The organism is Pseudazoarcus sp. NS34 (assembly GCF_059703725.1).
Genome location: NZ_BAAKIZ010000004.1, coordinates 43,351 through 63,105 on the forward strand (window position 1 = coordinate 43,351; position 19,755 = coordinate 63,105).

20 protein-coding genes are annotated in these 19,755 nt (G+C 66.0%); 2 read left to right on the forward strand and 18 right to left on the reverse strand.

Annotation, left to right across the window (positions count from 1 at the left end):
* Positions 1–4: 4 nt before the first annotated feature.
* The 17 genes from AC6H0N_RS13510 to AC6H0N_RS13590 form a co-directional block, all read right to left on the reverse strand.
* Complete coding sequence (locus AC6H0N_RS13510; RefSeq protein ID WP_497574649.1) at positions 5–1,192, reverse strand: beta-ketoacyl-ACP synthase; 1,188 nt, start codon at positions 1,190–1,192, stop codon at positions 5–7.
* Positions 1,189–1,749 (reverse strand): DUF3261 domain-containing protein, encoded by a 561-nt coding sequence (locus AC6H0N_RS13515; RefSeq protein ID WP_497575027.1) that lies wholly within the window; start codon positions 1,747–1,749, stop codon positions 1,189–1,191. Before AC6H0N_RS13515 ends, AC6H0N_RS13510 begins: the two co-directional genes overlap by 4 nt.
* On the reverse strand, positions 1,749–2,987 hold the full coding sequence (locus AC6H0N_RS13520; protein WP_497574650.1) for an NAD(P)/FAD-dependent oxidoreductase: 1,239 nt from the start codon (positions 2,985–2,987) through the stop codon (positions 1,749–1,751). The genes AC6H0N_RS13515 and AC6H0N_RS13520 overlap by 1 nt, the downstream gene beginning before the upstream one ends.
* Positions 2,988–3,045: 58 nt before the next feature.
* Positions 3,046–5,397 carry an MMPL family transporter gene (locus AC6H0N_RS13525; RefSeq protein ID WP_497574651.1) on the reverse strand — a complete coding sequence of 784 codons (2,352 nt, stop codon included), beginning with the start codon at positions 5,395–5,397 and terminating at the stop codon, positions 3,046–3,048.
* Complete coding sequence (locus AC6H0N_RS13530) at positions 5,390–6,007, reverse strand: LolA family protein (protein ID WP_497574652.1); 618 nt, start codon at positions 6,005–6,007, stop codon at positions 5,390–5,392. Before AC6H0N_RS13530 ends, AC6H0N_RS13525 begins: the two co-directional genes overlap by 8 nt.
* Complete coding sequence (locus AC6H0N_RS13535; RefSeq protein WP_497574653.1) at positions 6,004–6,450, reverse strand: acyl-CoA thioesterase; 447 nt, start codon at positions 6,448–6,450, stop codon at positions 6,004–6,006. Before AC6H0N_RS13535 ends, AC6H0N_RS13530 begins: the two co-directional genes overlap by 4 nt.
* On the reverse strand, positions 6,437–7,993 hold the full coding sequence (locus AC6H0N_RS13540; protein ID WP_497574654.1) for an HAL/PAL/TAL family ammonia-lyase: 1,557 nt from the start codon (positions 7,991–7,993) through the stop codon (positions 6,437–6,439). The genes AC6H0N_RS13535 and AC6H0N_RS13540 overlap by 14 nt, the downstream gene beginning before the upstream one ends.
* Positions 7,974–8,939, reverse strand: a complete 966-nt coding sequence (locus AC6H0N_RS13545) for a lysophospholipid acyltransferase family protein (RefSeq protein WP_497574655.1) — start codon at positions 8,937–8,939, stop codon at positions 7,974–7,976. Before AC6H0N_RS13545 ends, AC6H0N_RS13540 begins: the two co-directional genes overlap by 20 nt.
* On the reverse strand, positions 8,936–9,682 hold the full coding sequence (locus AC6H0N_RS13550; protein WP_497574656.1) for a glycosyltransferase family 2 protein: 747 nt from the start codon (positions 9,680–9,682) through the stop codon (positions 8,936–8,938). The genes AC6H0N_RS13545 and AC6H0N_RS13550 overlap by 4 nt, the downstream gene beginning before the upstream one ends.
* Positions 9,679–11,367, reverse strand: a complete 1,689-nt coding sequence (locus AC6H0N_RS13555) for an ApeI family dehydratase (protein ID WP_497574657.1) — start codon at positions 11,365–11,367, stop codon at positions 9,679–9,681. Before AC6H0N_RS13555 ends, AC6H0N_RS13550 begins: the two co-directional genes overlap by 4 nt.
* Positions 11,360–11,926, reverse strand: coding sequence for a COG4648 family protein (locus AC6H0N_RS13560; RefSeq protein WP_497574658.1), 567 nt, complete (start codon positions 11,924–11,926; stop codon positions 11,360–11,362). The genes AC6H0N_RS13555 and AC6H0N_RS13560 overlap by 8 nt, the downstream gene beginning before the upstream one ends.
* Before the next feature lie 10 nt (positions 11,927–11,936).
* The gene (locus AC6H0N_RS13565; RefSeq protein ID WP_497574659.1) at positions 11,937–12,194 is read right to left on the reverse strand and encodes an acyl carrier protein; all 258 of its coding nucleotides are present in this window, start codon (positions 12,192–12,194) and stop codon (positions 11,937–11,939) included.
* 33 nt (positions 12,195–12,227) lie between these two features.
* Positions 12,228–12,488, reverse strand: a complete 261-nt coding sequence (locus tag AC6H0N_RS13570) for a phosphopantetheine-binding protein (RefSeq protein ID WP_497574660.1) — start codon at positions 12,486–12,488, stop codon at positions 12,228–12,230.
* On the reverse strand, positions 12,475–13,251 hold the full coding sequence (locus AC6H0N_RS13575; RefSeq protein WP_497574661.1) for a lysophospholipid acyltransferase family protein: 777 nt from the start codon (positions 13,249–13,251) through the stop codon (positions 12,475–12,477). The genes AC6H0N_RS13570 and AC6H0N_RS13575 overlap by 14 nt, the downstream gene beginning before the upstream one ends.
* Positions 13,244–13,984, reverse strand: coding sequence for a beta-ketoacyl synthase chain length factor (locus AC6H0N_RS13580; RefSeq protein WP_497574662.1), 741 nt, complete (start codon positions 13,982–13,984; stop codon positions 13,244–13,246). Before AC6H0N_RS13580 ends, AC6H0N_RS13575 begins: the two co-directional genes overlap by 8 nt.
* Before the next feature lie 248 nt (positions 13,985–14,232).
* On the reverse strand, positions 14,233–14,736 hold the full coding sequence (ssb, locus tag AC6H0N_RS13585; RefSeq protein WP_497574663.1) for a single-stranded DNA-binding protein: 504 nt from the start codon (positions 14,734–14,736) through the stop codon (positions 14,233–14,235).
* Positions 14,737–14,758: 22 nt separating this feature from the next.
* Positions 14,759–15,967, reverse strand: a complete 1,209-nt coding sequence (locus AC6H0N_RS13590) for an MFS transporter (RefSeq protein ID WP_497574664.1) — start codon at positions 15,965–15,967, stop codon at positions 14,759–14,761.
* A 162-nt stretch (positions 15,968–16,129) separates the two neighbouring features.
* On the opposite strand from AC6H0N_RS13590, the gene uvrA reads away from it, so the two are divergent.
* Together uvrA and AC6H0N_RS13600 are read left to right on the forward strand one after the other, a co-directional pair.
* Positions 16,130–18,985 carry an excinuclease ABC subunit UvrA gene (gene uvrA, locus AC6H0N_RS13595; protein WP_497574665.1) on the forward strand — a complete coding sequence of 952 codons (2,856 nt, stop codon included), beginning with the start codon at positions 16,130–16,132 and terminating at the stop codon, positions 18,983–18,985.
* A 22-nt stretch (positions 18,986–19,007) separates the two neighbouring features.
* Entirely contained in the window at positions 19,008–19,307 is a 300-nt protein-coding gene (locus tag AC6H0N_RS13600) for a hypothetical protein (RefSeq protein ID WP_497574666.1), read from the forward strand.
* A gap of 49 nt (positions 19,308–19,356) precedes the next feature.
* On the opposite strand, the gene AC6H0N_RS13605 is transcribed toward AC6H0N_RS13600, so the two are convergent.
* Positions 19,357–19,740 (reverse strand): DUF2237 family protein, encoded by a 384-nt coding sequence (locus AC6H0N_RS13605; RefSeq protein ID WP_497574667.1) that lies wholly within the window; start codon positions 19,738–19,740, stop codon positions 19,357–19,359.
* Between the last annotated feature and the right edge of the window lie 15 nt (positions 19,741–19,755).

Here is a 19,755-nt window from a genome sequence, read left to right on the forward strand (position 1 = left end):
GCATTCAGGCCGCAGAGAACACCAGGCTGGCATTGCTGCCGCCGAAGGCAAAGGAGTTGCTGAGGACGTGACGCAGCGGCCGGCCCAGCGCCTCGCCGGGAGCGACCAGACGGATGGCGGCGATGTCGGGGTCGACCACGCCGTCCCACCAATGCGGCGGCAGGCGCCCTTCGGGGTTGTCGACCAGCGTCATCCACGCAATCGCCGCCTCGATGGTGCCAGCGGCGGCCAGCGTGTGCCCGGTCAGAGGCTTGGTCGAGCTGCAGGGCCTGCTCGCGCCAAGCACCTCGGCCACGGCAAGGCTTTCCATCGCGTCGTTGTGCCGCGTGGCAGTGCCATGCAGATTCACGTAATCGATGTCGCCCGGTGCCAGGCCGGCGCGCTCAAGCGCGCCGCGCATGGCCGTCATCGCGCCGATACCGCTGGGGTCGGGGGCGGACATGTGGTGCGCGTCCGAACTCTCGCCCCAGCCGGCCAACCGCAGCGGACCTTCGTCACGGCTGAGCAGGAACAGCGCCGCGCCCTCACCGATGTTGATGCCGTCGCGATTCGCCGAGAGCGGGTTGCAGCGTTTGGCCGAAACCGATTCGAGCGCCGAGAAACCGGCAACGGTAAAAGCGCACAAGGCATCCACGCCGCCGGCCACCACCGCATCGACCATGCCTGCACGCAGCAGGCGCGCGGCTGAAGCCAGCGCCTTGGCGCCGGACGAACAGGCCGTCGAGATCACATAGGCCGGCCCGCTCACGCCCAGTTCGCGGGCAATGAACAGCGCGACGCTGCCCATTTCCTGCTGGGCGTATTCGTAATCGGCGGGGAAGACGCCCTTCTCGCTCAGCGCACGCGCGGCGCGCTCGCCCTCTTCCGCACCCGAGGTGCTGGTGCCGAGCACGATGGCCACGCGCGACGGACCGAAGCACGCAATGGCCGCATCGACCTGCGCACGGATCTGCGCCAGCGCAGCCGCCGCCATGGCGTTGTTGCGACTACGCAGGCGCACGGGCAGGTGCTCCAGCGACGGCAAGGGGCCGTCCGGCAGGCAACCCAGCGGCAGAACGCGGCCGCCGGCGTAGCGTTCGGTCTCGGCCACCCCGCCCGGCGCATCGGCACGGAAGAGGTTCGCACGCACTTCCTCGGCCGAACGGCCCAGTGCGCACAACACCCCCATCGCATTCATGAATACCGCGCTCAAGACGCCCCTCCTGCCTGCGCCGACTCGATCACGATGCGATAGCGATCCCGCTCGTGCATCAGTTCGGCATGCGAGGGCGAAACATACACCACGCGGACCACCGCCTCGCCGGCCTGACGCAGCACGCGTCCATTCACCGTGGCGTCCAGCGTCCACCCTTGGGGCAAGGCGCCGCGGATGGCCTCGACCGGCCACAGCACGAGTTGCAGGTCATTCAGGATGCGCTCGCCGCGCACCGCCGCAGGCCACCAGTCGGCATGCGATTCGCGCATTTCCACGCCGTCCCACTCCAGCCGGGCCGCGGTCTGACCGAAGCCGAGTACGGCCAGACGCACGCTGGCTGCATCGACCTCCAGCATCACGTCGAGTGTCTTCACCTTCTCGCCGGCGTGCACGCTCAGGCGTTGCTGCACAAACAGCTCGTGCCCGAGCGCATCCGGCGCCAAGCGCAGCAGCGGCACTGCGTCGCCATGGCGCACCGCCTCGCGCGGCACGCTGGCGCAGGCCGACAGCCACAGCGCCGCACACACCGACAGGAAGAAAGCGAGCCGACGCATCACGCCGAACACAGCTCTTGCAGCACACCCAGGCGGCGTACCGACTCGGCGACATAGGGGTTGCTGCGGTCCCAGGCGTAGCCGGCCAGGATGGACGCGATCATGCGGCGGATTTCGGGCGAATGTCCCTCGTGGAAAATGATCTTCTGGAAGCCCCCGGAATACCAGGCCTCGACGAAAGCGCGGAAGGTGTCGACGCCGGCCTTGAGCGGCGCGGCGTAGTCCTTCTGCCAGTCCACGCTCTCGCCGGCAAATCTGCGGGCGATGCACTCGCTGGCGAGGCTGGCCGACTTGAAGGCAATCGTCACGCCGCTGGAAAACACCGGATCGAGAAACTCACCGGCATTGCCGAGCAGCGCGTAACCCTTGCCCCACAGCGCTTTGACGTTGGCCGAATAGCCGGTGATCTCGCGCGCCGGTGTGTCCCACACGGCGTTGGCCAGCAGACCCGCCAGCCGCGGCTCCTCGCCGACGATGCGCTGCAGACGTTCGGCGGGCGTGCCCTCGAAGCGCGCCAGAAAGGCCGCCTCGGCGACCACGCCCTGCGAGCAGCGACCGTCAGAGAACGGAATCGTCCAGTACCACACGTCCTGATGCTCGGGATGCACCGAGATCAGGATCTTGTTGCGGTCAAAGCCGCCCGGCGGAACATTGTCCTGCAGGTGCGTGAAGATCGCGCCGCGCGCCGGGAAACCCGACGGGGTTTCAAGGTTCAGCAACCGCGGCAGCACGCGACCGAAGCCACTGGCGTCGAGCAGGAAACGCGCCTCGACGGTGAAGGTCTCGCCGTCAGGCGAACGCACCACCACGCGCGGACGCTCGCCTTCGACGTCCACCGCGATGACTTCGTGGCGATAGCGGATCTCGGCACCGGCCGCAGCCGCCGCATCCGCCAGCACCTTGTCGAAACGCGCACGCTCGACCTGGAAGGTGGTGCCCCAGCCGCAGGAGAACTTGTCGCGGAAATCGAATGCGGTGTATTTGTCGCCGCGCGCAAAGGCCGCGCCGTTCTTGAACTGGAAGCCGGCCTCAATCACCGGGCGCAACATGCCGGCCGCCTCGATGTAGGCCATGCTCTGCGGCAGCAGGCTCTCGCCGATGGAAAAGCGCGGGAAGACCTCGCGCTCGAGAATCAGCACCTGCCGCCCCTGCTGGCGCAGCATGCCGGCCGCCACGGCACCGGCCGGACCGGCACCGATGATGAGGATTTCAGTCTGGATCACTGGGTCGGTCTGCACGGAACAGACTCCCGTTTTGCGTTGAGCTTCATGCTCTGCATGTCCTGATAACGAGTCATCACACGGAAGGAGAAACCACCGGCGCCGCAGCCGCGCGAAACAGCGGCGCCAGAAATGCCACGCAAGCCAGACCGACGATCAGCGTCAGCCCGAAGGCGTGCAATGCAGGCGTGCCCGACAGCGCGAGCAGACCGAAGGCCAGCCCGGTGCTGGCCGCACCCAGCAACACCGCGACCCAGGCCGCGCCGTCGCCACGATGTTCGAGCAGGAAGATGCCGTAGTCGATGCCGACGCCGAGCAGCAGCGTGAAGGCCAGCACGTTGAAAAGCTGCAGCGGCTGACCAAGCAGGCCCAACACGCCCAGCGTCAGCACGGTGGCCAGCGCCACCGGCAGCCACACGCGCCAAGCCTGTTGGCGGTAGCGCACCAGCAACACCGCCAGCACCGCGAGGTGGCCAACCAGCAGCAAGGCACTCATGTTGAGGCGGTAGCGGGCCAGAAAATCGGAGATCTCGGTGGGCTTGTCGACCCAGCGCACGCCCACCAGCCCTTCGGCCGCGCGCTGCAATTCGGGCAGGCGCGACACTTCATTCAAGCCGCGCAGCAGGATCACGCTGGCATGGCTGCCATCGGCCAGTTGCCCCAGCCACAGGGGACGCATCTGTTGAGACACCGGATGCGCAAGCCACGCCTCCAACGTCAGCGCGGTAGCGGCAAAGGCCGGCCGTTCGATTTCCTCACCCAGCGCCTGATTGATGCCATCGAGTACGGCCTGCTCGACCTGCGCCGTACGTTCGGCATCGGCTTGCTGACGCGCCGCCGATGGCACCCAGTCGGACACCGCGCCATAACCGGCAAAGGCGCCGTCGGCGACCAGCACGTCGAGGCGCTGCCTCAGAGCCTCTTCGCGTTCCAGCACCTGATCTGCACTGTCACCACGCACCAGGAAGAACTGTGCCGGGCTGGGCAGCCCGAGCAGACGACCGACCTCGCGCTGCTGCGCGATCAGATCGGCCGGGGAATTCTGCAGTTGCCGCACGTCATCGCGTGCGCCGAGCTGGAACAAGCCAAGACCGCACAGCACCGCCACCACAAGCCAAGCCACAAACGCAGCCGGTGCCCGCGACAGGCGAGGAAAGCGCGCCAGACTGCCGCCGAGCCAGTCGGCGAAACGACTGCGGCGCACCTCACCCCGGTCGATCAGCGGGAACCACAGCACCACGCACAACAGCGTGGCAACCAGACCAACCGCCGAGAACAGCGCCATCTGGCGAAGCCCCGGAAAGGCCGCCACGCCCAACGCGAGGTAGGCCACCACGCTGGTCAGCATGGCCAGCAGCAGCGCGGGGAGCAGCTTCGACATCAGATTGCGCGGCGCCACGCCGGGGTGCCCCTGCCGGCTGGCGAAATAATGGAAGCCGTAGTCCTGCGCCACGCCCACCAGGCAGGCGCCGAACACCAGCGTCATCAGATGCACCTCATGGAAGACCCAGGCCGTCACAGACAGGGCGGTGGCGCAACCGACCAGCAGCGACAACCCGACCAGCACGATGGGCCGCGGCGCGCGAAAGGTCAGCCACACCAGCAATAGCACCGCGGTGAGCGAACCCCAGCCGATGGTGCGGATCTCGCGCCCGGCCTGCACGGCTGCAGCCTCGGCATGCAGCGGCACACCGGCCTGCATCACGCGCAGCCCCGGCACCGCCGCAGTGGCTGCAGCGCTGGCGGATTGCAGCGCGTCACCGTAGGTTGCCTCACCGGTCAGGCTGAAGCCGCTACCGGCAATCTCGTAGCGCAACACGGCCCAATGCTGGCCGTCGGCTTCGACCGCCAGCAGGCCGTCGCGCGGGCGGGCCGCGCTTTCGGCGGCGCGCCCGCTCCACCACTGCGGCCACAGGCCCAGCGGGTCAGCCGCCCAGTCCGACAGGCGCACACGTACCGCCGGTTGATACAAAGCCGCCAGCGCCGCCTCGGCCAGACGGTCGGTCGGTTCGCGCTGCAGCATTTCGCGTTGGGCGGCGGTCAGCAGGCGGTCGCGCCAGGGCAGATAGAAATCCAGCGCCTGCGACATCTGCGCGGCGTCGGGCACCGGGCGCTCAGACAGCGGCGCGTCTTTCAGTGCGTCGCGCCAGCGCGCAACGGCCTGCTGCGTCCGCGTCCAATCCGGCGTGCCGAGCATGATCACGATTTCGCGCGTGGCGGCGTCGGCCAGCTGACGCACGGCCAGCGTCACGGCCGGCTCCCGCTCGTCCACCGGCAGCAACGCCATCACATCGGACTCAAAGCGCCCCTGCTGCCAGAACTGCCATTGATGCGCCGCCACGCCACACACCGCGAGCAGCCACAGCAGCGCGGCGACGCGCCACAGGCGGTTCGCAGGCGCGGCCGTGGAAACCGGGACATCACTCAAGAGCGGCCGCCTCTGCGGGATTCAGCGTCTGCGCTTCGTTCTGGGCGCGGAAGCGGATCTCGGTGACGTCGCCTTGCGCGTCCTCGAAGCGCACACGCTGCACATGGCGGTTGCCGTCGAGTTCAACGCGCGACAGCCAGCGTGCAGCCATGGCGTCGGGCGGCAGCAGCACCAGACGCCAGGCGTCATTGCCGACCAGTTCGCCGTTCACGGTGAAGCGCGTCTGCAGCACGTCGAGGTCAGCCGCCATGACGGCGAACAGAATTTCGTTGATGGCGCGCAGGCCCGGCTCCTTGCCGGTCTCGATCACGGTATCGACTTCACCGTCGGCGCGCCGCGAGAGCAGGCGCTCGCGCGTCACGACCAGCGACGAGGCGAACGGCGAGCGCGTGTTCCACAGCACGCCGCGCTCGCGCGCGACGAGGAAGTCACCGCGCGACACCAGGGGCTTGCGGAAGCCGTTAACGCTCTTGTGCTGCTCGAACTCGCCGCGCAGCACCGGCGCGTCGGCGAGTCGCTCGCGCAGCCCGGCAATCAGGGCTTCCTCGGCCGCTGCGGCCGGCATGAGCCACGTCAGCGCGATCAGCAGAAAGAGACGCCGCGCGATCACGGCTCGACTCCGAGTTTTTGCCACAGCACGGGCGGGCAGACGTAGCACATCTCGCGCGTGCTCATATCCACCGCCACCTGGATGGTCGAGGCGGAATTGAGTTTCTCGCCGGTCTGCGCGTCGCGAATCTCGTATTCGATGCGCAGGCGGAATTCCCACTCGACGATGGTCGCGCGCACCTTCAAGGCCTGGCCATACACGACCGGCCGCACGTACTTCAGGCGCATATCGACGATGGGCCAGCCATAGCCCGATTCGCGCATGCGCGGGTAGTCGTAGTCGTACTTGGCGAGCAGCGCCGAGCGCGCCACTTCGAGATAGCGCACGTAGTTGCCGTGGTAGACGATCTCCATCGCGTCGATGTCGCAGAACGCGGGCAGAACGTCGATCTCGATGCTCAGCGGGGGTTCCGTCGTCACAGAGGCGTCATCAGACATCGTCATGCAGGCTCCATGCGCGCGAGCGGATCGCGCCCAACAGTTGCTGGAGTTCGCCGTCGAGCGCGCGGTCTTCGACCACTGGCTCGATGCGTTCTTCGAGGTCGGCCTGGAAGGCTTGCAGTTCGGGGCTGAGTTGCACCGTGTCATCAAGCGAACGGCGCAGCGCCACGCCCTGACGCGAGGCGATCAACATCGCCGCCACCACCTGCTCGCTCAGCTCCAGCACGCGCAAGGCGTCGCGCGCGGCGATGGTACCCATGCTGACCTTGTCCTGGTTGTGGCATTCGGTCGAGCGCGAGAATACCGAGGCCGGCATGGTCAGCTTGAGCGCTTCGGCGGTCCACGCCGACACGCTGATCTGCAGCGCCTTAAGGCCGTGGTTGATGGCCGCGCGCGGGCCAGTGGCGCCCGACAGGTTGGCCGGCAGGCCATGGCTGTAGCGCGCATCGACCAGCAGCGCGAGCTGGCGGTCGAGCAGGTCGGCAACGTTGGCCACCGCGGCCTTCAGCCCATCCATCGCAAAGGCGATGTGGCCACCGTAGAAATGACCGCCGTGCAGCACCTGCTCGCGCTCGCCGTCGATCAACGGATTGTCGTTGGCGCTGTTGAGTTCGTTCTCGATCAATTCGCGGAAGAAACCCAGGCCGTCTTCCAGCACGCCGATGACGTGCGGCGCGCAGCGCAGCGAATAGCGATCCTGCAGGCGCTGTTCGTTGCGCGGCGGGCGGTCGGCCGCCAGATCACTGCGCAGGCGCGCGGCAATGCGCTGCTGACCGGCATGCGGCTTGACCGAGAACAGCACCTCGTCGAAATGATGGGCGTTGCCGGCACTGGCCAGCACGCTGCAGGCGGTGATGCGGGTGGCCAGGCGCGACAGGTATTCGGCACGCTGCCAAGCCAGGCAGGCCAGTGCTGTCATGACTGCCGTACCGTTCATGATCGCCAGGCCTTCCTTGGGGCGCAGGCGCAGCGGCGTGATGCCGAGGGCAGCCAGCACTTCGGCGGCGGCGCGGCGCTCACCGCGGAACCACACCTCGCGCTCGCCACACAGCACGGCCGCCAGATACGACAGCGGCGTGAGGTCGCCGCTGGCGCCAACCGAACCCTCAGCCGGAATCAACGGCAGCACGTCATGCGCGAGCAGCTTCTCGATCTGCTCCAGCAGGCCGGGGCTGACGCCCGAGAACCCCTGCGCCAGCGACACCATCCGCACCGCCAGCACGGCACGCGTCTCTTCCGGCGTGAGCATGCGCCCGGCCCCGCAGCCGTGATAGGTGTAGAGGTGATGCGGCAATTCGGCGACCAGCGCGGGCGGGATGGCCACGGTGCAAGAGTCACCGTAACCGGTGGTTACGCCATACACCACGCCGTCCTCGCGCAGCAGACGGTCGAGAAAATCCGCGCCGCGCTGGATGCGCGCTCGGAAGGCCGTGTCGGCCGACAATTCGACCACGGCAGTACGCTCGGCCAGCGCGACGATGTGCTCGATACCCAGGCGCGAGCCGTCGACGCAGACGCGCGGCAGTTCAATGGCTTGATTTGTCATGGTGCTCGATAGGTCGGGACGACTGGTCCCAGAACGGAAAGAAGTTGAACCACTCGTAGGGCGCGGTGCGCAGTCTGGCTTCGACACGTGCCACGAACCGTTCAGCATGTTCGCGCACGGCTGCCTCGCGCGACGCACGCGGCAGCTCGATGCGCTCGGCCAGCTGCTCGAAATGCACGCCGTGGCCATCACCCTCGCGTACGCAGGCGAGCAGGAACACCGGGCACTTCAGCAGGGAGGCCAACACATACGGGCCCACCGGGAACTCCGCATCGTGGCCGAGAAACGGCACACGCACGGTTTTGCTTACGGTCACCGGCACGCGGTCTCCCGCGATGGCGACGAATTCGCCCTGCGCGACGCGCTCCTGCAACATCACGGCGGTGGCCACATCGACCTCGGTGACCTGCATCAGGCGCACGCCGTTGTCCGGGTTGAGGCGCTCGAGCATCTGATTCCAGCGCTCGGCGTGGCGCGTATGCACCAGCACCGTGAGCCTGAGGCCCGGCTGACGGTCGGCCGAGGCCTGGCACAGTTCAAGGCAGCCCATGTGGGCAGTGATGAACACGCCGCCGCGGCCGGCCGCGATCAGGTCGAGCACCGGCTGCTGGCCGTGGAAGTGCACGCGGTCAAACTGGTAGCGCCCGCTCAGCGCCAACATCTTGTCGAGCAGCGCCTCGGCAAACGAAAAGAAATGACGCAGTTCGTGACGCGGGCCGGGCGGCTCGCCGATCGCGCCGTATGCAGCCTCAATGCGCTGCAGATACTCGCGCGAAGCACGCCGCGCCAGCGGACGCGTAGCCCAGTAATAGCTCACCACCGGATACAGACACAGGCGAAACGGCCAGCGCCCGCACAAACGATGCAGGTGGTACAGAAACCACGTCCCGATGACGCAGGAGCTTTCGCCGATGCTGGCCCAGTGCGGTGCCGCGCGGCTGCTCACGCGCTCACCGCCTTGCGCCACAGAAGTCGCGGCAGGCGCAGCAACATGCCGAAGAACAGCCGCGCATGCATGCGCGAAATCAGGCAGTTGTCGCGCCACAGCCGGAAATGCGAAACGCCGTCCTCGGGGTAGTGCACGCGCGTCGGCTGATTCACGACCGGCACGCCGCGCCAGAACAGGCGCACGATGATGTCGACGTCAAAATCCATGCGCCGGCCGATGCGCACTTGATCGATCAGCGCCACCGTGCTGCCCAGCGGATAGACGCGGAAGCCACACATTGAATCGCGGATGGTCAGCGACAAGGTGTTGATCCACACCCATACGTGGGTGGCGTAGCGCGCATACAGGCGACTGCGCGGCACCGAATCATCGTAGATCGGACAGCCGCAGATCACGGCCTGCGGGTGTTGCGCGGCGAGTTCGAGAAAGCGCGGGATGTCGCCTGCGTCGTGCTGGCCGTCGGCGTCGATCTGCAATGCGTGGGTGTGGCCCAGCCGCTGCGCCTCGCGCAGGCCCGCCATCATCGCCCCGCCCTTGCCGCTGTTCTGTGCGAGCCGCAGCAGATGCACGCCCTCTGGGTGAGCCGCGGCCAGTTCGTCGAGCACGCGGGCGCAGTCGGCCTCACTGCCGTCGTCCACCAGCACGCAATGCAGGCCGTGCGCCTGCACCGCAGCGACCATGCCGCCGATGGTGGCCGGATGGTTGTAGACCGGAATGACAACAACCGGGCGAAAACTCATGCCGCCTCCGCGAAGACGATGCGGCCGCTGGCATGCGCGCCGTGCACCGACGAGTAACGGAAGCCCAGCGCACCGCTCTGCGCGTTCCACTGCAAATCAAGCTGCAGCGCCGTGCCGGGCAAAACCGGCAGCTGGAATTTCAGCACTTCGCAACGCTGAAAGTCGCCCTCCAGGGCAAAACAGCTGCGTGCAAACTCGACCGCCCAGTCGAGCTGCGCGACGCCCGGAACCAGCGGGGCGTCGGTGAAGTGGCCATCGAAGACGACCAGCTCGGGCGTGACGTCGAGCATGGCGCGCGCCGCCTCGGGCTCGCGCTGCAACCACTCGACCGTCGGCAGATAGGGGCGGAACAGCGTTGCCAGTTGCGCCGCGGTGGTCTTGCCTTGGGCGTTGACCGGCAGCGACACCACGTGGCGCCAACTGCGCGGCAACACCACCCGCTCGACGCTGTGCAGAAGCCGCGTGCGCAACGCCTCGTTGAAAGCCCGCCGACCCTGGCTGCGCAGCTTCTCCCAACCCTCGGTGCTCAGCGCCACGACGGCTGCCAGCTTCTCCGCACCGGGCTCGCCCAGCACCACCGCCTTGGCGTCTTCGACATCGGGCAATTCACACAAGGCGCGCTCGATGGCGCTCAGCGACACGCGCTTTTCCTCGATCTTGGCGATGCGGTCAGCCCGTCCGCGCAGGATGAATCCAGTGCCATCCGCGGAGGCCTCGGCGCGATCAGAGGTCGCGAACCAGTCATCCTGACCAACATGCGCCGAACGCACCTGCAACATCTCGCCCTCGCAACGCCAGGTCACGCCGGGCAAAGGCTGCCAGCACTCGCCATGTGAAGCCTGCTGCCGCCAGGCGATGCCGCCGGTTTCAGAGCTGCCGAACACTTCGATGGGCGAAGCCTGCAGCAGCCTGGAGCAATTCGCTGCGGCCTCGACCGGCAGCACACCTCCAGACGAAAAAACGGCCCGCAAGCCCGTGCATGCGTAGCGCCAGTCGAGCGTATCGGGCAGACGCTTGAGATGAGCCGGGCTGGACACGAGCACGCTCGGCGCCGGGCCCAGGCACTGCGCCATTTCTTCGGGATAGGACAGGCGTTGCGCGGCAAAGGGGCGTCCCGCCGCGAGCGGCCACAGCACGACGAACAGCAGTCCGTAGATGTGCTGGTGCGAAACGGTGGCGTAGGTCGTTGCCCCCTCCAGCCCTGCACCGAACTGCTGCTGCAGCGCGCGAACTTCGGCAGCGAGCTGTGCGAGGCACTTGTCGATAGCGACCGGCGCGCCGCTGGAGCCGGACGTGAACAGCACCAGACGAGTCGCTTCGATGCCCAGCGGCTCAAGCGGCGCAGTTGCCGCGAGAGCACCCTGCGGCATCACCGCACCGGGCAGTTCGCCAGCCGAGAGATCAACATGCGCGGCGAGACGGTCGATGGTTTCGGGCTGGGCGTCGCCGGGCAGAACCACAGTCTTGCCAGCATGCCAGGCGCCGAACAGGGCCGTGGCGAAGTCGTAGCTATCGCTGAAGTACAGTGCCACGCGGTCGCCCGCATGCGCTCCGAAACACTGCTGCCACGCAGCGACATCAAGCACGAAACGCGTATGCAGGATGCGCTCCTGCCCGCGCACTGCAACGCAGTGATCGACCGCGGGCCGCGCCGCAATGTTCGCAAGCTCGACCCCGTCAGCCACGTGCGCCCTCCCGCGCGGCGATACGCGCCTGCACCCGCCTGCGCACCAGCCATTCTCCGGCGAACAGGCTACCCATCAGCACATAGGCAACAAAGCCGTTGTAAAGCGCCCACTGGGCCGGGCTCGCCCACAGGGCGGTGATCAGGGCCATGCCGCCGTTGAAAACGAAGAACGCGCACCACACCTGGGTCACGCGACGCGTGTAGACCACCGCATCGGGCGGCAACACAGGATCGCGCAGACGCGCCAGACGCTCGACGACGGTAGGCGGGCGCCACAGGCTGAATGCGAACACGGCAAGAAAGGCCAGGTTCACGAGTACCGGGTAGAACTGCAGGGCCAGCACGTCATCCGTGAGCAGGCAGATTGCGGCAATCACCGCTGCGGCTGCAGCAGCCAGCAACCAGCGGCGCGAGCGCGAAGCCCAAGCGCGTGCCAGCGCCAGCGCCAACAGCAACAGGGCAATCCACACCGGCGCGAACCGGTCGAGCGCGAAATAGACCGCACCGGGATACAGCACCGTGAGGACAGCCAGCAGCGGCGTGACGCACTTGCGCAAGGAGGAAGCCTCAGGCCTGGACGTTTTCGTGGACGAGGCCGTGAATGGCATCGACCACATCCTGGATGGTGCGCACGGACTTAAAGGCTTCGGGCTGAAGGCGCCGACCGACCAGCCCCTTGAGCTGCACGATCATGTCGACGGCGTCGATGCTGTCGATGTCGAGGTCTTCGTAGAGGCGCGCATCGGGAACGATTCGGTCGCCCTCGATATCGAAGGTGTCCGTGAGAATCTCGGTGATGCGTCGGAGGATGTCGTCCTTGGTCATGGGAATACCTATGAAGTGTGCAGTCACAGGGACTTACGCCGCGCGGCGCTCGCCGACGAAAGCGGCAAGTGCACGCACGCTGCTGAAATGGCGACGGGTTTCGTCGGAGTTGGCCGAAATGCTGACGCCGTACTTTTTCTGCAAGGCGAGCCCCAGTTCGAGCGCATCGATCGAATCGAGCCCAAGACCGTCTACAAACAGCGGCTCCTGCTCGTCGATGTCTTCCGGACGTACGTCCTCGAGCGCCAGCGCCGCGATGATGAGTTCCTTGATTTCCTGTTCAAGACTGGGCACGACTGATCTCCCGCGAGAAATATTGGGTGAGGAATTCGGTGAGCTGCCGGGCAGCGAGCGCTTCACTCTGATTGTTGGCGGAGAAATCCCGCACCGGGATGTCTTCACACACCTCGATCACGAAATGAGCCCGCCGAGCCGGAACGCGGTACCACGGCACGCCCTTTCTCAGCATCGGCGGATCACTGGTGATCCGCACCGGCGTCACGTTTATCCCGCCACGCACGGCGATGTTCGCCGCGCCACGCTGGAAGCGGGCTCCGCCTTGCAGCGGCGTGCGCGTCCCCTCAGGGAAAATCACCAGATTGTTGCCGGAACGGATCGACGCGATGCATTCGTCCACCATTCCAGGGCCCGATTCGTTGCTGACATAGCCGGCCGCCGCGATCGGACCCCGCGTGAACGGGTTACGCGCCAAGCCAGCTCTGACGATGCAATCCGCGCGGTCGATCAACGACACGAGAAAAACGACGTCAATCAGGGACGGGTGATTGGCCACTACCAGCAAGCCGGTCCGGGCAAGCCTGTCGCGCCCACGCACCTCATAGCTGATCACCCCCACGGCCGCCATCAGCCCGACAAACCATCGGAAGGACTCGTGCACGACTTTCCTGGCGTACAGCGCACGGCGCGTTCGCTCGCGCGCCAGCAAGCAGATCGCGGGGTAGGCCAGCACGCCGATCAGCACGCCCCCGAGGCCGAACATGGCAAAACAGAATCCGGTCGCAACAATGCGGTACCACCTGTTCAGCCGCTCAAGCATGGCGCTGCCATTCCCATGCACCGCCATCAATCATGCGCCGCATGCGTGCGTCTCCCGACAGCATGAAACGCAACACGTCCAGGCCGTATGGCAGCGTTGCCATCGCGTCGTCCGCCGAACACTCCAGCGCCAGCGGACGCAGGCTGAAACGGACCGTATCGGATGGCGTCGGCCTACCCAGCACCCACGCCCATGCATAGTGGCACGCCGGCTCATCGGCGAACGGCGCGTACTCGCCGGGCAGAGGCGCGTCGTAACAAACCAGCATCACCGCATCAGCACCGTCGGCCAGCAGGCCCAGAGCCTCGATCATGCCACCGACCACACTGCCGGCGCCGCTGGCCACAGCGACGTAATTCCCTCGATCGGCGCGCGCAATTGAATATTGCGCTCCGATGGCATTGTGCACCGCCAAGCCGAATGCCGTCGGCGACAGCGGATTGCCGACGGCCTGTTCGCGCAGCAAATCCAACGAACGCCCGGCATCGCCGTAACGCGAGGCCAACACCACCGGCATCCCGCCCGCGGCTTCCTGACACCAGAAACCGACCTGCGCAACCATGCGGCCAAGCAGGCCCAGACGACGACGCGCCGGAACCGGAAGTTCGATCAGCTCCGGCGGCTGCTCACCCATCGGCAAGGCCGGCCGTTCGGCCCACGCCCGCCAGGCCGCCTGCGCGCCAAGGCCGTCGGCATAAGCACTCCAGGCTCTGATCGAGAATTCGAAACTCATCAAGCTTCAACCAGTCACGCAAGCTGCCTGCGCAACCTGCCGGGCGATTCAATTGCCGAGGCGGCGGACGGACATGCCGCCTGAATACCCGGGCCCGCTGAGCGGCATCAAATCAGCCGCGCAGAATACCGCATCCATAAAGCAAAACGATAGTCCGTTACGTCACTGACGCGACCGAATGCACATCCGAAAAAAATCGGGACCAGCATCACTGGTCCCGACTGGCTGCATGCATCGGCAATACAGATTCAGAACGGAATATCGTCGTCGAAGTTGCCAAAGCCGCCGCTCTCGGCAGGCTTGGCAGCGGATTGCTGCGGGGCCGCCGGGCGCTGCTGGCGCTGCGGGGCCGGGGCCTCATCGTAGCCGCCGGAATCCTGACGTCCCATCGGCGCGTCACCACCGCCGCCGCCACCCGAACGCCCGCCGAGCATTTTCATTTCGTCGGCGCGGATCTCGGTGGTGTAACGATCCTGGCCATCCTTGTCCTGCCACTTGCGCGTCTGCAGGCGCCCTTCGATGTACACCTGGCTACCCTTGCGCAGGTATTGGGCGGCAATCTCGGCCAGTCGGCCGAACATCGCGACGCGGTGCCATTCGGTGGCTTCGCGCTTTTCGCCGGAGGTCTTGTCCTTCCAGGTGTCGGTGGTCGCGATGCGCAGATTGCAGATCGCGTCGCCGGACGGTGCATAACGGGTTTCGGGATCGGCGCCGAGGTTGCCGATCAGAATTACTTTGTTGAGGGATGCCATCCCGTCCTCCTGGTTCGTCGATTCAACCCGCCGGCGCCGCAGCTTCTACCCTGCGGGGTGGCGGTGTCATGGTGAAAGCTAGTGCCAGCCAGATCAGTGCGATCGCTGCGCAGAACAGATTGACCGCTCCGGCGCCGAAATACTGGCCCAGAAAACCACCCAGCATGCCGCCGAGAAACAGGCCGGCCGACTGCAAGGTATTGTACACGCCGAGGGCAGTGCCTTTGGCTTCCGGCGGCGCAATGCGCGAAATCCAGGACGGCTGCGTCGCCTCCAGCACATTGAAGGCAATGAAAAATCCGGTCAGCCACAGCGCGATGGTCCACACGCTGGAGCCGGCAAACAGCAGCCCCAGCTGCACGACCACCAGCAGCATGATGGATGCATTAAATACGAGTTTCAAGCGCCCGTGTCGCTCGGCCAGAATGATGGCCGGGATCATGAATATGAAGGACACCAGCACGGCAGGCAGGTAGACCTTCCAGTGCTCGATCAGCGGCAGCCCGCCGGTTGCGACCAGCGAGGCCGGCACCAACACCCACATGGTGGTCTGGATCAGATGCAGCGCGAACACGCCAAAGTTCAGCCGCATGAGCTGTCCGTTTCTCAGCACTTCCCCAAAGCTGCCGGCTGTCGGGCGCGGCACGGGCGGAGCATTTGGCACGACCTTGAGCACTAGGAAGATGGCGCCGCAGGCGAGCAGCGCGGTCAGCCAGAAAATGCCGCTCATGCCGATCACGGCATACAGCAGCGGCGCGGCGACCATCGAGAACGCAAACACCAGCCCGATGCTGGCTCCGATCATGGCCATGATCTTGGTGCGATGCTGATCGCGCGTGAGGTCGGCGGCCAGCGCGGTGACGGCCGCAGAAATAGCCCCCGCCCCTTGCAGCACACGGCCGGCGATGACCACATAGATATTGGGCGCCAGCGCGGCAACGGCGCTGCCGAGAATGAACAGCACCAGACCGAACACGATGACCGGCTTGCGCCCGAATCGATCCGATGCGGCGCCGAAGGCGATCTGCAGGAAAGCCTGGGTCAGACCGTAGGCGCCGATCGCCAGCCCCACCAGCGTCAGGTCGTCGCCCCCCGGGATCTGGTGGGCATGCACGGCAAACACCGGCAGGATCAGGAACAGCCCGAGCATGCGCAGGCCGAAGATCGCGGCCAGGCTTGCGCCGGCGCGCCGCTCGGCGGAGCTCATCTTGTCGTGCGCGGGGAGACTCATGCAGAAGGTCAGGACGTTTCGGACGAAGGGGCGATTCTATCAGCCGCGCGTCCGTTCGCGGCAGCGCTGCCTCCACGTCGTCAAGTTGCAGCCGGCACCCCGGTTTGTGCGGGGCCGGCCTTCTCTCGTATAGTGGCGTGTTACCCACATCCAGCCGACGCCATGGAAGAAATCCGCATCCGCGGTGCCCGCACGCACAACCTTCGCAACGTCAGCCTCGACCTGCCGCGCAACCGACTGACCGTGATCACCGGCCTGTCCGGCTCCGGCAAATCGTCGCTCGCGTTCGATACGCTCTACGCCGAGGGACAGCGCCGCTACGTCGAATCGCTGTCGGCCTACGCGCGTCAGTTTCTGCAGGTGATGGAGAAGCCCGATGTCGATCTGATCGAAGGCCTGTCGCCGGCGATCTCGATCGAGCAAAAGGCCACCAGCCACAACCCGCGCTCGACCGTCGGCACTGTCACCGAGATCCACGACTACCTGCGTTTGCTGTACTCCCGCGCCGGCACGCCCCATTGCCCGGACCATCCAGAGCAGCAACTAGCGGCGCAGACCATTTCGCAAATGGTGGACCACGTGCTCTCGCTGCCCGAAGACACGCGGCTGATGATCGTCGCGCCGGTGGTCTCCGGCCGCAAGGGTGAGCAGAGTGATCTGTTTGCAGAACTGCGCGCTCAGGGCTTCGTGCGCGTTCGCGTTGATGGTGAGGTGCACGACCTCGATTCGCTGCCTGCGCTGGAAAAGGGTCGCCGCCACACCGTAGAGGTGGTCATCGACCGCCTCAAGGTGCGCGCCGACCAGCGCGGGCGCATTGCCGAATCATTCGAGACAGCGCTGCTGCATGCCGAGGGCCGGGCAATTGCCGTGGAACTCGACAGCGGGCACGAACATCTGTTTTCCGCGCGCTTTGCCTGCCCGATCTGCAGCTACGCCCTGGCGGAGCTGGAACCGCGCCTGTTTTCGTTCAACAACCCGGCCGGCGCCTGTCCGACCTGTGACGGCCTCGGACATGTCGAGTTCTTCGACCCGGCGCGCGTTGTCGCTCACCCGGAGCTGTCGCTGGCTTCCGGGGCGATTCGCGGCTGGGATCGACGCAACCAGTTCTACTTTCAGATGCTGACCGGGCTTGCGGTCCATTACGACTTCGACGTCGACACGCACTTTGGCGAGCTCCCCGAGGACATCCGCGACATCGTCCTGCACGGCTCGGGCAGCCAGAAAATCACTTTCCGCTACTTCTCCGACAGCGGGCGACTGGTCGCGAAGGAGCACCCCTTCGAGGGCATCATCCCCAACCTCGAACGACGTTTCCGCGAGACCGATTCGGTCACGGTCCGCGAGGAGTTGGCCAAGTATCGCGCGACCCGCGCGTGCCCGGCCTGCGGCGGCTCACGCCTGCGCGCCGAGGCGCGCCATGTGCTGATCGGAGATCTGCCGATCAACCGCGTCGCCAACATGCCGCTGTCGGAAACCCGCGCCTTCTTCGACAACCTGCAACTGACCGGCCAACGGGCGGCGGTTGCCGACAAGATCGTGCGTGAAATCGGCAACCGGCTCGGCTTTCTGATCGACGTCGGACTGGGATACCTGTCACTCGACCGCTCTGCCGACACGCTATCCGGCGGCGAAGCCCAACGCATCCGACTGGCAAGCCAGATCGGCTCGGGCCTGACCGGCGTGATGTACGTGCTCGACGAACCGTCGATCGGCCTGCACCAGCGCGACAACGACCGTCTGCTCGACACGCTGCGCAAGCTGCGCGACCTGGGCAACACAGTGATCGTCGTCGAACACGACGAGGATGCGATCCGTGCCGCCGACTACGTTGTCGACATGGGGCCTGGCGCCGGCGAGCATGGCGGGCGCGTGATCGCGTCCGGCACGCCGGATGAGGTGATCGCTCACCCCGACTCGATGACCGGCGCCTACCTGTCTGGACGCCGCAGCATCCCGATGCCAGCCCACCGGCTCTCGCCGGACCCACAGCGCACGCTGCGCCTGACCGGCTGCCTCGGCAACAACCTGAAGAACGTCGATCTGGAAATCCCCTGCGGCCTGCTCACCTGCGTCACCGGGGTATCGGGCTCGGGCAAATCGACGCTCATCAACGACACCCTGTATGCCATCGCCGCGCGGCATCTGTATGGCAGCAACACCGAGCCGGCACCGTTCGACGCCATTGAGGGCCTGGACCACTTCGACAAGGTCATCAACGTCGACCAGTCACCGATCGGCCGCACGCCACGCTCCAACCCGGCCACCTACACGGGCTTGTTCACGCCGATCCGCGACCTGTTTTCAGGGGTGCCGGATTCGCGCGCGCGCGGCTACGGCCCGGGACGTTTCTCTTTCAACGTCAAGGGCGGCCGCTGCGAGGCCTGCCAAGGCGACGGCATGATCAAGGTGGAAATGCACTTTCTGCCCGACATGTACGTCCCGTGCGACGTGTGCCATGGCAAACGCTATAACCGCGAGACGCTGGAGATCCGCTACCGCGGCAAGAACATCCAGGAAGTTCTGGAGATGACGGTAGAACAGGCTCTGGATTTCTTTGCGGCGGTGCCGAGCATCGCGCGCAAGCTCGACACCATGATGGACGTCGGCCTTGGCTACATCCGCCTCGGCCAGAGCGCCACGACCTTGTCCGGCGGCGAGGCCCAGCGCGTCAAGCTGGCGCTGGAACTGTCCAAACGCGACACGGGCCGCACGCTCTACATTCTGGATGAGCCGACCACCGGCCTGCACTTTCATGACATAGAATTGCTGCTTGGTGTCGTGCAGCGTCTGCGCGACCACGGCAACACCGTCGTCATCATTGAGCACAACCTTGATGTAATCAAGACCGCCGACTGGGTGATTGACCTCGGTCCCGAAGGGGGCGATGGCGGCGGCATGATCGTATGCAGCGGCCCGCCGGAAAGCATTGCGCAGCATGCCGGCAGCCACACCGGGCGCTACCTGTCGCGCACGCTGCAGATACACGAAACTGCAACGGCCTCAGCCGAAACGGATTGAACGACGGTTCAGGGAGCAAGCGATGAGCGAACAGCTGAACGAAGCGGAGACACGGTTCATGGAGCGCATCGACCGACGGGTCGAGTTCCTCAAGACGCTGCTGAGCGCCGAGCTCGGCATGTATCTTCCGCCAGACGAGCAGTTGCGCAAACGCGCCATCGAGCTGATCGTGCGCATGACCGCCCGGCAGAAGGAATTACCGTACATCCGCCCGGAAACCATGCAGAAGGCGACTCAAATGTTCACGAGCCACCTCGAAGCCATGCAGAAGGTGCTCCCCAACGACGTGCAGTACCGAAACCGCGTACGCAAGCACTGGTAAGCACTCTGCCTCTGATCCTTGTAGCGACTGCCGCAGACGCAGTCAGGCATCAGGACTCGAGCGCGCACTCCCGCAACAGCTCCAGTGGAATGATCTCCAGCGCGGCACGATGCGTGGCCGCCAAAACCACGCCGGGCGCAGCTCCCGCTCGATGAGCCTCCAGCCAACGCGCTGCACACAGGCACCAGCGATCTCCTGGCTGAAGGCCTGCAAACCGGAATTCGGGCCGCGGCGTGCTCAGATCGTTCCCGGTAGACCGAGAGAACTCGAGAAATTCACGCGTCACCTTCACGCACACCACATGACGTCCGACATCCTCGCCACTGGTCTCGCAGCAGCCGGTCCGGAAGAATCCGGTCAACGGCGCGTAACTGCAGGCCAGCAGTGGCCCGCCCAGGACATTGAGCTGTTCCTCAATCTGCGTATCGCTCACGGCGCCTCCTTCCAC

Excerpts from the sequence above, each read along its gene's own strand:
- ssb (WP_497574663.1), bottom strand. The coding sequence starts at position 14,736 with ATGGCATCCCTCAACAAAGTAATTCTGATCGGCAACCTCGGCGCCGAT.
- AC6H0N_RS13550 (WP_497574656.1), bottom strand. The coding sequence starts at position 9,682 with ATGAGTTTTCGCCCGGTTGTTGTCATTCCGGTCTACAACCATCCGGCC.
- AC6H0N_RS13600 (WP_497574666.1), top strand. The coding sequence starts at position 19,008 with ATGAGCGAACAGCTGAACGAAGCGGAGACACGGTTCATGGAGCGCATC.
- AC6H0N_RS13565 (WP_497574659.1), bottom strand. The coding sequence starts at position 12,194 with ATGACCAAGGACGACATCCTCCGACGCATCACCGAGATTCTCACGGAC.
- AC6H0N_RS13590 (WP_497574664.1), bottom strand. The coding sequence starts at position 15,967 with ATGAGTCTCCCCGCGCACGACAAGATGAGCTCCGCCGAGCGGCGCGCC.
- AC6H0N_RS13535 (WP_497574653.1), bottom strand. The coding sequence starts at position 6,450 with ATGACGATGTCTGATGACGCCTCTGTGACGACGGAACCCCCGCTGAGC.
- AC6H0N_RS13580 (WP_497574662.1), bottom strand. The coding sequence starts at position 13,984 with ATGAGTTTCGAATTCTCGATCAGAGCCTGGAGTGCTTATGCCGACGGC.
- AC6H0N_RS13575 (WP_497574661.1), bottom strand. The coding sequence starts at position 13,251 with ATGCTTGAGCGGCTGAACAGGTGGTACCGCATTGTTGCGACCGGATTC.
- uvrA (WP_497574665.1), top strand. The coding sequence starts at position 16,130 with ATGGAAGAAATCCGCATCCGCGGTGCCCGCACGCACAACCTTCGCAAC.
- AC6H0N_RS13515 (WP_497575027.1), bottom strand. The coding sequence starts at position 1,749 with ATGCGTCGGCTCGCTTTCTTCCTGTCGGTGTGTGCGGCGCTGTGGCTG.
- AC6H0N_RS13540 (WP_497574654.1), bottom strand. The coding sequence starts at position 7,993 with ATGACAAATCAAGCCATTGAACTGCCGCGCGTCTGCGTCGACGGCTCG.